Annotated in this window: 14 protein-coding genes and 1 tRNA gene; 5 read left to right on the forward strand and 10 right to left on the reverse strand. The window is 38.1% G+C overall.

The window, feature by feature from the left end:
- Positions 1–252 (reverse strand): hypothetical protein (locus R2Q84_RS18265; RefSeq protein ID WP_316818028.1); only part of this gene is annotated, 252 nt, incomplete at its 3' end.
- A gap of 98 nt (positions 253–350) precedes the next feature.
- Positions 351–950, reverse strand: coding sequence for a helix-turn-helix domain-containing protein (locus tag R2Q84_RS18270; protein WP_316818029.1), 600 nt, complete (start codon positions 948–950; stop codon positions 351–353).
- Positions 951–1,199: 249 nt separating this feature from the next.
- Here R2Q84_RS18270 and R2Q84_RS18275 point away from each other — a divergent pair, with 249 nt between their 5' ends.
- The 3 genes from R2Q84_RS18275 to R2Q84_RS18285 all read left to right on the forward strand — a co-directional run bounded on the left by R2Q84_RS18275 (position 1,200) and on the right by R2Q84_RS18285 (position 4,059).
- On the forward strand, positions 1,200–1,730 hold the full coding sequence (locus R2Q84_RS18275; RefSeq protein WP_316818030.1) for a helix-turn-helix domain-containing protein: 531 nt from the start codon (positions 1,200–1,202) through the stop codon (positions 1,728–1,730).
- A gap of 87 nt (positions 1,731–1,817) precedes the next feature.
- Entirely contained in the window at positions 1,818–3,491 is a 1,674-nt protein-coding gene (locus R2Q84_RS18280; protein WP_316818031.1) for a serine hydrolase domain-containing protein, read from the forward strand.
- Between the two features lie 73 nt (positions 3,492–3,564).
- Entirely contained in the window at positions 3,565–4,059 is a 495-nt protein-coding gene (locus R2Q84_RS18285) for a DUF7000 family protein (RefSeq protein ID WP_316818032.1), read from the forward strand.
- A gap of 195 nt (positions 4,060–4,254) precedes the next feature.
- Here R2Q84_RS18285 and R2Q84_RS18290 read toward each other — a convergent pair whose 3' ends face one another.
- Both R2Q84_RS18290 and R2Q84_RS18295 read right to left on the reverse strand, forming a co-directional pair.
- Positions 4,255–4,599, reverse strand: coding sequence for a hypothetical protein (locus R2Q84_RS18290; RefSeq protein ID WP_316818033.1), 345 nt, complete (start codon positions 4,597–4,599; stop codon positions 4,255–4,257).
- Between the two features lie 12 nt (positions 4,600–4,611).
- Complete coding sequence (locus tag R2Q84_RS18295; protein WP_316818034.1) at positions 4,612–4,932, reverse strand: hypothetical protein; 321 nt, start codon at positions 4,930–4,932, stop codon at positions 4,612–4,614.
- Between the two features lie 379 nt (positions 4,933–5,311).
- On the opposite strand from R2Q84_RS18295, the gene R2Q84_RS18300 reads away from it, so the two are divergent.
- Together R2Q84_RS18300 and R2Q84_RS18305 are read left to right on the forward strand one after the other, a co-directional pair.
- The gene (locus tag R2Q84_RS18300) at positions 5,312–6,652 is read left to right on the forward strand and encodes a hypothetical protein (protein WP_316818035.1); all 1,341 of its coding nucleotides are present in this window, start codon (positions 5,312–5,314) and stop codon (positions 6,650–6,652) included.
- A 10-nt stretch (positions 6,653–6,662) separates the two neighbouring features.
- A complete protein-coding gene (locus tag R2Q84_RS18305; RefSeq protein ID WP_316818036.1) occupies positions 6,663–6,938 on the forward strand; it encodes a hypothetical protein in 276 nt (91 codons plus the stop codon).
- 275 nt (positions 6,939–7,213) lie between these two features.
- Here R2Q84_RS18305 and R2Q84_RS18310 read toward each other — a convergent pair whose 3' ends face one another.
- The 6 genes from R2Q84_RS18310 to R2Q84_RS18335 form a co-directional block, all read right to left on the reverse strand.
- Complete coding sequence (locus R2Q84_RS18310) at positions 7,214–7,648, reverse strand: hypothetical protein (RefSeq protein ID WP_316818037.1); 435 nt, start codon at positions 7,646–7,648, stop codon at positions 7,214–7,216.
- 2 nt (positions 7,649–7,650) lie between these two features.
- Positions 7,651–9,324: a hypothetical protein gene (locus tag R2Q84_RS18315; protein ID WP_316818038.1), complete on the reverse strand. Its 1,674-nt coding sequence runs from the start codon at positions 9,322–9,324 to the stop codon at positions 7,651–7,653.
- Between the two features lie 300 nt (positions 9,325–9,624).
- Positions 9,625–9,697, reverse strand: a tRNA-Lys gene (locus R2Q84_RS18320).
- A 196-nt stretch (positions 9,698–9,893) separates the two neighbouring features.
- Positions 9,894–10,523: a DUF6266 family protein gene (locus R2Q84_RS18325; protein WP_316818039.1), complete on the reverse strand. Its 630-nt coding sequence runs from the start codon at positions 10,521–10,523 to the stop codon at positions 9,894–9,896.
- Between the two features lie 483 nt (positions 10,524–11,006).
- The gene (locus tag R2Q84_RS18330; RefSeq protein ID WP_316818040.1) at positions 11,007–11,909 is read right to left on the reverse strand and encodes a type IX secretion system membrane protein PorP/SprF; all 903 of its coding nucleotides are present in this window, start codon (positions 11,907–11,909) and stop codon (positions 11,007–11,009) included.
- Positions 11,910–11,929: 20 nt separating this feature from the next.
- Positions 11,930–12,688 carry a gliding motility-associated C-terminal domain-containing protein gene (locus R2Q84_RS18335; protein WP_316818041.1) on the reverse strand — a complete coding sequence of 253 codons (759 nt, stop codon included), beginning with the start codon at positions 12,686–12,688 and terminating at the stop codon, positions 11,930–11,932.
- Positions 12,689–12,703 lie beyond the last annotated feature (15 nt).

Here is a 12,703-nt window from a genome sequence, read left to right on the forward strand (position 1 = left end):
GCAGTCCCTTAGCTTGATAGGAATAAGAATAGCAATATTAGCTTCCCATTTTGAAAGGATAGTATCTCGCTGTTTGGCATATATAGAATCGCCCTGCCAGTGAAATGAGATCGTAAAAGTTTCGAAGGGTATTACTAGTTGATTGGCTGGCGGTGTTGGTACAGATTGAGCCATTAGCAATTTAGTGGAGCAGACCAGACTAATTATTACTGCTGATAAAAGTCTTTCAAAAGAATTGAGTTTGATTTGCATAGATTATTGTTTTATGCAAAACTATCCTTAATGTGAATCTGGTCAGCCGTAATTTACCCGTCATTCGCCCGACATTTACTAATAGTCTATGTTTGTGGCTAAGATGAACTAAAAATTCCGGTCTTGATGCGCCACAAATTGACAACAATGAGGAAGATATTTAATAGGTACATGACAAAGAATGTCCATAAATAGTGCAACAAGTAGAACTCCTTAAAATATATAACAACAATGAAATTATAAGCTAATGTAAATAAAAGTGAGAGGCATAGCATGATCATCCAATAAATCTGCTGGCTTATTACTGAACGACCAAATGCAATAGTTTTAGTATGGTGCTTGCCTGACTTCTTCAAAAGAAAAATAGGGACTAGAAAATGTACAAGTGGAATTACAAGATAACTAAAGCAGGATAAGCAAAGGATTTTAAGAAAGTGTTTTTCGTTCTCTATGTCAAAGTTATTTTCGATAAATGATGTGGCATTTAAAGAATCATCATTTTGTAAATCATTGGCTAACTCATCAAAGGTAATACCCAGGGCGGTTGCTATGCTCTTAATAGTAAATATCCTGGGAATAGTTTTACCACTCTCTATACGCTGGATTGTACGGACAGTAACATTTGTTAAGTCTGCTAATTGCTCCTGAGTAAGCCCTGTTCTTTTTCTAGCAAGTGCTATCCTTTTATGTATTTCCATTTCTGCAAAGTCATATCTCAAATATAACTATACTAGAAACATAGATCTAAAATTTGTTCTAAGTAGTTACTTTAACAAAGAAAGCAAACGATCTTACGAATACAGGTAACTTGTATTACTGCGATCTATAATACTACAAGAAATAAGTCTAACAAATACTTACTTTGGGTATCTTGTCGGGTAAATGTCGGGTATTTGTAGTTGTGATACCCAAACCATCTTCTTTAATTTGGAATAAAAAACACACAGATGAAAACAGGGCAACTGATAAAGGACTTAAGATTCAAAAAAGGTATAACCCAGGAGGAATTGGCGGCAAAGACAGATATCAGCGTTAGAACAATACAGCGAATAGAAAATGGAGAAGTAGACCCGCGTACCTATACACTGCAAGCTATCGCCGCAGCTTTAGAGGTTGAATATGAAGTTCTGGCTAACAATGCTAATAGTGAAAGGGAATGGAACAAACCTGTCGAAAAAAATACGGACAAGTTGCTGCCATTACTACATTTGAGCGGTTTATTACTTTTAATTATACCACCAATCATCATTTGGATATGGAAACGAGAACAAGTTAAAGGGATAGGGAAACATGCCACTGATGTTATTAACTTTCAATTGAGCATGTCCCTCTATCTTCTCCCGTGCCTGCTCTTTTCGATCCATCCCATATCTATACTCTTAGCTGTGTATAGCCAGGTGATGATTATTGTCAATACTGTGAAGGTTACAAATAACCGGACGTACAAATACCCTTTAAGTATAGGTTTCCTAAAATAGTCTCCGATTGTTTGATAAATGGTCACTTATTAATGCCACTCAAATTAAAATAATCATTATCGTGTGGTTGGTAATAAATTAGGGTACATGAAAAAAACTTGTCTACTTCTTGCAGCAGTATATCTGATTGTCATAAATCAAGCCAATGCATTTCGGCTTATCACCTCTGATTCGTTAGAAATGACAGTCGATCTTATTATGTCCAAGCATTCCGGAACTGATAAACCAGGCGCAACTATAGGTATTTTAAAAGATGATAAGCTCATTTTTCAAAAAGGCTATGGAATGGCTAACCTTAGATCACATCAAAAAAACGGGTCTAAAGTGTTTTATAATTTGGCGTCGGGCAGCAAACAGTTCACCGCTTTTACTGTAGCATCCCTCATTCAACAAAAAAAACTTGCATTAACGGATAGCATTGGTAAATTCCTCCCCGAATTTCCAGCCTATGGAAAAGCTATAACTATTGGAAACCTCCTTTATCATACTAGTGGTATCCGCGATTATATGGTGCTGATGTGGTTGACCGGACAGAGCTTTGAAGATAAATTTAATAACAAAAATGCATTAAATATCATCTTCAGGCAAAGCGCATTAAATTTCAGCCCTGGGGAGCGCTGTGTGTATAGCAATTCCAATTACATTCTCCTTGCAGAGATCATTGAACGTGTAACAGGCCTAACACTTGCAGCGAATGTGCATGATCTTTTGAAAAATATAAATATCAATGCGAATTTTGGCACGGGCAACATGGACAGAGAAGCTGCATACGCCACCAGCTACTTTAGATGGGGAACAAGCTACCTTCCTTATAAAGACAACTTCAGCGCTTATGGTGATGCGGGAATACTGGCCACGATTGAAGACCTTGCTAAATGGGATAGTATGTTCTATGATGGGAATTCTCTTGTACAGTACATTTTAAAACGAGGCACGTTGAATAATGGCAACATCCTCAATTATGGTATGGGCATAATATTGGGCACTTATCGCAACGAAGTTATTCAAACGCATGCAGGCGCTTTTTTGGGTTTTCGCTCAGAGACTTTGCGATTTCCTGAGAAACGGATCACTATTATCTGCCTTGGTAACGCTGAAGAAATAAATCCTGAATCCATTACCAGATCTATTGCCGATAATTATGTTTTTAAAGACACGAAATTGGGAACGTTATCTGAAGCAAAGGCCCAAAACGATATGATAATCGTCCGGCCTGAAAAGGCAGCGCCTGTAGTCGGTATTTATCAGGTTGCCCCTAATGTCTTTATTCGTATCCGGTATGAAGACGGGGCGATCACAGGTCAGATAATTGGTCAACCGAAGCAGATTCTTTATGCGGATGGCAACAACGCTTATAGAGTCGGCACGACAAAAGACCGGGTTGTTTTTGACGATCTGATGAATGGGAAATATCAACAGCTTACCATCATTCAAAACAACAACCACACCACCGCCCAGCGCTCCCCCCTACTGTCACAGAAACACCATAGCCGATATACAGGACACTATTACAGTAAGGAACAAAATGCAACTTATGATTTCTATAGCAAAGATGGTGACTTGTGGTTTAAAGTAGGTAAAAACGTCGCAATGAAAGCAGAAGTGCTCACCTCGTACAATCGAATTTACTTCGGTTATAAAAATCTTGAATCGGCAACTATTGATTTTCAAGCGGATGATAACGGTAATATCAACGGTTTCGTTTTAAACTCAGGTAGAGTTAGGAGTATTCACTTCATGAAAAAGAAGAAATATCAGTGAAAAACAGAACTTTTATCTATCTTTTATTATTGTAAAGAAATTTAACCATTATTTGATATTTTTCAATAACGCTATGAAAGATTTAAACTACTATGTCAATAAATACAAAGAGCAACTCAGAGAAGGAGATATCCAGGAGGCATATATCGGACTCGTAAAATATGTAACACGACTTGGCACGAGCCTGTCCAAAAATCTTTCTGAAAGCTATTCATTTGGAAGTCTTTTCCAGGGATACATGGATTATACCTATTTCTATTATACAAACGACTTTTTAAAAAAGAGAAAACTGAAAATGGGGTTGGTATTAAACCATACAAAAATGCGGTTTGAAATTTGGTTACTAGGACAAACAATCCCCATCCAGGAAAAATATTGGCAGTATTTCAAAGGGACAAAATGGAACGAAGGCAAAATAACAAAACCTCAATATTCCATTCTTGAAACTGTACTGGTTGAAAATCCTGACTTTAACAACCTTGCATACCTCTCTAAACAGCTTGAAAACAACCTAGTCTCAATTTCAGAGCAAATCATCGAAGATATTAAGAAAAGTAAATTGGCTTAAATCCAATGTCTTTTGATAATGTGCGATGCTTGTCTCGTCCTGAATTTACTTGTCAAACAACACAATATCTAGCCCTGATTAACGTCTTTATATTTGAGAGCGTTAATTTAGATGAAGCGGGAATGGTCGGAGATCATTCCCGCTTTCTTATTTAATTAAATTCCGATAAGTTTTATCATAAAGTAATACTAGTCATCAACCAGGGAAGACATCATCAGAATCATCATTTTTTTTTAGTTTATCATTGATGATAATCTTTATTTTACCTGTCCCAATTACTCTAGAGCCCTCTCTAAATTCAAACTCCATCCCCTCCGTCAATTTATTTGCAAAATAATCCACTCCAAGTATTCTTATTTCTGCATCAACTGTTTCACCGGGAAAAACTAACTCTCTATTAATAAATGTTTGTTGGCCGGAAGTCTGCATTTCTTCAAAATCAAATTTCACTTGTGGCCTATATCCTGACATTGCTGGCGTTTTTCTCCCTCCCTGTTCAGTGGTTTTATAAGTAAGCGTGGCAATGAAGTCAGTTGTCATTTCAGATAAATGCTATTTGGTATGTTTAGCTTTGTGAATGTTAATCTTGCTTACGATCTTATTTTCTGTTTCCACTTGTATTACATCGATTATTAGATTCGGATCAATATTAAAAATATAAGCAAGACGTAAAACCTCAGATACCGTGAATTTTTCTGGATCTGCTAACTTCACCGAGTAACGTTCTGAATTAATTCCAAGCAACTTAATAATCTTGGTAGGGTATAATTCAGAAATATCATACATCTTTTTAATTTTATGCGTCTCAAATAATGCACCTATTGAGGATAAATCTCTTTCAGGATTACTATTTGTAAACTTCCAATTAGCCATATAGATCTGTTTATAGGCAAAGTCGTAATTCTCTAAATATCTGTAATCAAAAAAGAACTAATAGTAATTTATTAAAAACTATTAGTTTGTTTAAACGAATACTTATTTGTAAATTTGGGTATTGATAGATTAATAAATTAATTTTAGCGACTTCTTCATAAAATATTGAAGCATCGCACTTCGAGTCTCGTCTTAGAAACCTGAGAAATTTCAAATGGATACGAGGATTAGGTGTAGTGCTCACGTCATAGGCGTGAGCCTGCTTTTCCGTATCCAAGGCTTCTCAGGGCCTCTAAGATGGAAAGTGGGTTTCACGCCTTTTGTGTTAAATCCATTTGCGACTCATTTAAGCTCTAAACCAATTAAATGAGATCAATATATGGAAACACGAACCACAATCCAGTGTCAAAGTCAACAAAAGCACTTTCCATTTCCCATCAACGTGCCTAATGCAGCACCTTTTCTATCCCTCCCTTTTTGCAGGCTTCCTTTTAAAGCCGGAACGTTTAAAGTTGAACGGGGCACACTAAACCAGTTTACCGATTTCAGAATAACCAACAAACCCTATTTAAACGTAGAAATCAGAAAAGTAGCTTTTGAGCATGAATTCTGGACATTAGCCGTAACCATAGCTCAAAAAGTAGAACAGGTTTATATCAAAGTAACGCCAACGGAGCTGTTAGTTAGCTGTAGCACAGGAGCAAACGAACGCCATTTAAGTCAATATGCCTACCATACTGTATGTCGTTTAATAGAAAGGCATAAAGGATCAGGATTTTATGATTACTATTGGCCAGATTTAGGAAGTGGAGCCCTGCAAAAGAAATTTCTAAAATTACTGAAGTCAAAAACCGGATTGGAAGTCCTATCCAGGGATCATTTACAAGGCCTATTTAAACCAGGTCAATTCCTACCAAAAATCGAACAGGATACGATTGAAATCCAAAACGCGTGGAACATCGAGCAAAAGAAACTAAACTATATCCCTGAAAAAATAATTAGCTACAATTTACTGGCAACACCATTTTATCATTGGGAAACAGATAATCACTATCCTTTTTTAATGCCCTATCAAGGCATTTTAGACACCGACAAAACCGATGTCAATTCTTTCAGCCAACATAATTTTGATTCCACTGAGCCAACCCCGACTAATAATCTTACTCTGGAAGAGAAACAACTAAACGAAATCTGTTCGTCAATGAGAACCATTGCCCCTATCAAAACTCCGTATAATGAGCTTTTCCATTTATCACAAGCTGAAATCAGGCAGGTAAACCTAGCAAACTTCAAAGCACTCTTAAAATTATGGAAGCTGGCATTTCCTTTATTACATCACCAACGGCACACTTATAACACTTACACTGTTAGCATGCGGCCAACAAGGAACAAATCAACCCCTTGCAACTTTAATAATCAACAAGCAGAGCTCTGTATTTTACGAAAAGAGCATCCGCACCACTATTCCTTATCACTACTTATTTCGATACAAGGAAAAATACACCAACTACCAAATCATTTTGAGCCAACTTTTTTTGTCGCAACAGCCGAAAATCCGAAAGAATATTACTTGCTAAACTCTGTGACAGATTGCAGCGTATTAGCATTTTTTGAGGAAACAGATTATAAACTATTGATTTTAAAGCTGCACTACGATATGTATTTCAAGCTTTTTGAAGATCAACTACGAGAACGATATAAATTCATCAGCAGAAAATAAACTAAATATTATGGAAGAAATTATGAAAAACCTGAACTACCAACCCAGTAAACTAACAGGCCATGAACTGACAAATCCTTTTACCGTTATAACCGATTTTTTTGACAACAATGCTTTACATGAAGTGAGAGAAAAGCTTTGGGAATTGTATACCGGATGGGTAAACAGTTCGTATGATTTTGCCGAAGGAAAGGAAAATGCGGATATGTTATCCCTATACACCCAACTGATCAATGTTTTAAATGCCACTTATATCGCCAACGAAACGAACAAAACAAAAAACTAAAGACCAACAGCTGCCCCTCATAAAAAGACAAAAACGACACAACAAGCAAATAGAAATATCCGAATTGGTCGTAAACTAACAGTCAAAAATATCCTTTATGCAAAAAATCCTCACAGAAATGTGAGGATTTTCGTGATCCCGAAGGTATCCCGAAACTCGCAGCCCAACCGTTCATGTCTTCGTAGTTTCAGTACAGGGAGTGTCGTCGTCAAAATGATCTCCAAGAGACAGGGTATGAGCGATCGTTTTTTGCCCGGCGGTCTAGGTAGAGATCATTACAATTGTTTCTGTTCGGCCTCTTTTTTTCTAAGCAAATAAATGCGCTCATATTCAGGATTCCCCTCAACGAGGTTTTCCCAAGTCGTTTTATCCGTAACCAGCTCTTCATATCCAAAAACAGCCTGTGTAAATGGATAAACGACTTCATCTTTTTCAACTAATCTGAATTTCCAGTTTGGGCTAACTGTGTTATCTATTATTTCAAAAAGCTGGCATGGAACTGCGGAGATCATGCCATCGTCATCTAACAAATAGGCTTGAGAGTCTTTTAAGATAAATATTCCCATAACCAAATATTCTTTCCCAGGTGTTATACCTCCGTAGTAAGAACTTTTAAAAGCGCCAAACCTACCTAATTTATTGTCTGGTAGAGATTCATACTCAAAATTCCTTAGGTATTCTCCCGTATTATTTACGCAACGTACTTTCATAGTTATTTAAATTTAAAGTCATCAACGGCTTTTATTACACCATTTTGATATTTTGCAACATAATGAACTATCGCGTCAACTCCATTGACTGTTTTTATTTTGAATTCCATTTTTATCCATCCTAGCCATCTAGGGTCACTTAACGGTGGCATATTGGCAATTCGTATCCCTATAGTTGGGTTGTCCATTACGGCTCGCATAGCCATTTCTTCTACAAGATTTTCGGCCGCAATCCTACCTGTTGAACCAAGTCCTGCAGGTGTAAGTGTACGATTAACAGGCATTTCAAGTGCATCTGTAACCTTGCTTAAGGTTGAAGCCGTATTAGGCGTAATCGCATATAGGTTTGCTAAATACATCCAGTATTCAGGAGATTGTATAGCATCTACCCACAAATCCAGTAATCCTGAAGCATGATCGCCACTCATCATTTTTATCATTGCAGGAGTAGGGATACCGTTCATATAGACCAGATCAGCACTTGCCCTGTAGTAGTCTACATTTTCTCTAAATGCACCTAATTGACTTGCCTCTACCAGGAACTCAATGCCATTGGTGGAATTTAAACGGGTCGCTGTATAGAACAGAAGTGTACCGCTGCTGTTATAGTGTGGTGTTAGTGTATAATCTTCAACAACAAATGCATTTGCTGCCTGGCTGAATTTGCTCAGATCAAGCATTTTTGCACCCTTATAGTTGGCTATAAGATAAAGCTGTATTCCATCCTGAGTTATCGGGTCATATAAATTATTGATGAGGTAAATTGCCTCCGATTCAGAATAGTGGGTAGAACTGTTTCCCGTCCCATTGCTTCCCCCAGACCCGCTACCCGGTCCGTATGGATCTGCTGGTGATGAACCGTTTTCCGGAATGCAGGCATGATACTCTTCAATAGCATTCATAGCGAGATACGCTTTGTCTGTACACCCGCCTCCAAAAGCATTAACCAAATCCCACACAGCATCTCTAAATCTGTTATATCTCCCTTCACACATATCTCCTTTCCAGGTCTTTTGAATCAAAGGATATGAGGGTACCCAAGACGGAGATGCGCCATTTCGGATCAATTGCAAATACATCACACCATAGTACTGTTCAATCCAGTAATACAGACCTCTTGGGACATAACATTCACCTACTATTTGCACTTCTTCTAAATCTCCCCCAAGCTCCATTAGTCTCTTTCCATCCCGGGTTCCCTGTATTTTACCAAATAGTATTTTTCTTGCAGAACTTATTTTCTCCAAAGACATGCGTTTATATTGTTCATATAATTTGTCCATGTCTTTGCGGAGTGCAAGGCTGTTATTTATTTTCTCGTAATTTTCAAAGTAGTATTTCTGGAGCCATTTTTTATGATCATCAGCAGTGATAACAAGGTCAATTTTGCTGTTTTCCGAATAATAGGCAATCGCATCATTTACTGGTTTCAAGTAGCTTCCCAGAAGCAGAAATATTTCCTCAGCTTTTGCCTCTGGGTGTTCTTTCTTTATTTCACCCAACAGGTAAGGCATCCAGCGCCCATTTTGGGCCTGCCCCCATTTAAAAGTGATTTCTTCCTTTGATAACTGATGGATTGACTGATCGGCAGGATCAAGGCTGTCCTTTTTACATGAACTGATAAAAAAAAGGCATAGAAATACCACAAGGGAAGAAAGCGATAATTTGTTTTTCATAAGTGGATAAATAGCTGTAAGGGTAAGTTTAGTTGCGTTAATTATGTTTTTTTGAGAACGGCAAATTAACAGATAACACGCCTGTTTATAAATGGACTATTCTACGATTTATATGGATTATTGTATGATAAATAAAACCGACCGTAATCTTTGAAAGTTTGCTAGGTAAAAATCACTAGGATAGGTAAAATAAACAACAGAAAAATGGAAGAAATAATGAAAAAACTGAACTATCAGATTATAAATGACTTCGATTTTAGTATAAATGCAAAAAGCCTCACATTTCTGTGAGGCTTTTCGTGATCCCGCTGGGATTCGAACCCAGGACCACTACATTAAAAGTGTAATGCTCTACCAGCTGAGCTACGGAATCATCGTTCTATTTGAACTTTTCACCCAAATCGTTTCCTTTTTGAGTGGCACAAATATAGTGCTACCACCTATATTGTGCAAACAATTCATGAACAAATGATCTACCGTGCTGATTTTAAGCTGATCTATTTACAAATCGTTCTCTTTCCAACCATATTTCAGCCCATAAAAGCACCAAAAACAGTCAAAAAAACAAACTAAAGTACAGTAACAAGTCCCAGATACTGGCTGTTACTCCTTCTTTTTCTGTCTTCCGATACGAAAGCAATGTACGCATGAACGGTTTTCCCGATCAACTCCTCACCTGCTTTAAGAACACCAGTTTCCAACTGTCGCTTTACAGCAGCTGTTTCAAACGCGGCATTTCCATTTTCAATATCATACAACATAAACATTGCCCGGTCATCATACTCGCTTCTCCCGCCCGACCATTTAAACGTAACGGTCCCCGGACTTTCAGAAACGACACTCGCCGTTTCCGCCAGATCCATATCTCCGTAACTCACCAGGGCCAACGTGGGATCAACATGAGCCCCCGCATCGTCATACACCAGTGCATTCTTCGAGTTGTAAGATTTGGCAGCAACAAAACCTTCATACGTTTTAGCATAATGTTGAAACCCGACCCGCAAAAAATTGGTTATAGGTTTCAACCAGGCCTGAGTTAATCCAAACTTTTGCTGATTAGTCAATTCACCTTCAGTAAAAGGTGCTTTGCGCCCCTCTCCACGTCCACGTATAATCTCCTGGCCCATCAATGTGTAACCAATAACAGTTCCAACCTTTCCGCTAAAACCTCCTAAAATTCCATTCTTAAGAATAGCCATAAAATAATAATTTAAGATAAATAAATAAACAATTCGTCCGTCAGTCAACCATTGTCTTTAAGTTACAGTATTTTCACCAGGATTAAACAAGGGATCTACAGGGATTTCCCCCTGTTAAGTCCCTGTTAAACCCCTGTTATTTCCCTGTTGGGCCCCTGTTTAAAATGAACAAACACAGGACTACAACCGAGTCAAACACAAACTTAAAAGAAATTGATTAACCTCCAGTTAAAATCAAATAGATCCCGGAGTAAGATTCATCTGGCAGCGATGAAAAAGATAATTCGAGATCCCTTGATTATCAGCAATATACACCACGAACCCTCGAATTCCAAGCATTATTTTACTTTAGCAAAAATACATTTACAGAAATAGGCTTCAGAGCGTTTAAAAGCACTTTTCACAAAGTAGCCGGGAACCCCAATAACCAAAACAAAACAATACAAATCAACAACTTAACTCAAAAACCTACTACTAACAAAACTACTTTTTGTCTTTAAACAGATTAACTTTTAAGTTAATTTCAAAATCTCCACCAGTGCGCATGCGGTCACCTGCCAGCTGACTGGTATAAAAACACTGGATATAATATTTGTCGTAATTTACACCTACGCCGAAAACCGAGCTCTTGTCGCTGCGAAACATTCCCATAAAATTAAGCATGTTATTTTCCAGTTTTAAGTTCGTTCCAACATCCCAGATACTTTCTATGTCTTTAGCCCCTCTAAAGCTAATTTTAGGTTCAATGGATACGACGTCCAGATTGGTACCGATCTTGTACGACATGGCCGCAAAATACGTGGAACCGTCAATCATATTCAGTTCATCCTTTTGCAAAAATTTCGACAGGTTGGGTAAAGCCCCCTGAATAGTAAATCTGTCGTTCGTATAAGCAATACCAAAGTCACCATCAATAAATGGACTCCGCTGATTAAAGCGTTGGGCCAAAATATCATCCGGTGCCGCAATAATGTTTTCATTATCCAGGCTCTCCTTCATCACTCCTAACGAAAGTCCGAAATGCAGACTTCTGTTATCACCGTTCAACGGTAAGTGATAAGCATAACTACCCATTACCCTCGTCCGTCCAATCAATCCGGCTTTATCGTTATAAACGGTAAGCCCCACGCCTACTTTTTGGAAACGGTAATCGCCGCTAAATGCCATGGTTACCGGAGATCCCGGTACAGTCCGCCATTGATTACGATAACTCAGGTTTAAATTCAAGCCCTTATCCATTCCCGCAAAGGACGGATTGCTCATATATTGGTTTTCATAATATTGTGTGCCTAACGGCCTGATTTGTGCCGAAACCGGGAACGTTGCCCCTAATGTCACCAAAACTCCCGCAGCAGCTAAAAATAGCTTATTCTTTCTATTTGTCATCTTCTGATTCCTCCGCTTTATTATTCTCTCACAATAGAGATAAACCCTGTCTTTTTAATTTTTCCTGAATCTATAACCAGGATGTAGTAATAACTGTCTTCCGGTAATGGGTTCCCGTTAAATAATCCACCCCATGAATTGTCGTAACCGATCATCTCAAAAACCAGCCTTCCCTCCCGGTCGTAAATTTTCAATTCATTGTTTGGGTGCAAATGGATATTCTTAACAATCCAGGTATCGTTCACCCCATCACCATTCGGTGTAATCATGTTGTTCGCCACCAGTTCTGTGTAAGGTGCCACTGTTGGAATTTCTATACTCACCGAGGTTAAATCAGCAAACACGATGTTGTCGGTAAAAAGTTGCCCGATGTAACGTTCGCTGGTGTTTACCACACTTTCCTTCACCAGCGTAAAATCTTTGTAATTGTTACTTATTGCTTTTGAATACGCCAGCGCTAAATTTTTAGCTTCATTTCCGTTGAGTTCAATGTTTTCATAATTCATGGCCAGTTCGCCCTGAAAAGTCAATGGCCGGCTAAACTGAAACCGGCGCTGAATGCTGTTAAATTTTGGCCAGATGATGGTATGTTGTTGTTTACTGATATTCAGGTTAACAAGCTCCAAATTATTAGAAGGAACCAACGTTAAGCCTTCAGTATGGAACACAGTTTCATTTAGGATCACGATGCCCTCAGCGCCTGCTTTCAACTGTGCGTTAATGTCGGAACTTGCAAACAGGGAAATCCCGGTAAAAATGGTTGCAATCAATTGTTTCATTTTCTCTTAATCCTA

It is taken from the genome of Pedobacter nyackensis, assembly GCF_032678475.1.
In the GTDB taxonomy this organism is placed as follows: Bacteria; Bacteroidota; Bacteroidia; order Sphingobacteriales; family Sphingobacteriaceae; genus Pedobacter; species Pedobacter nyackensis_A.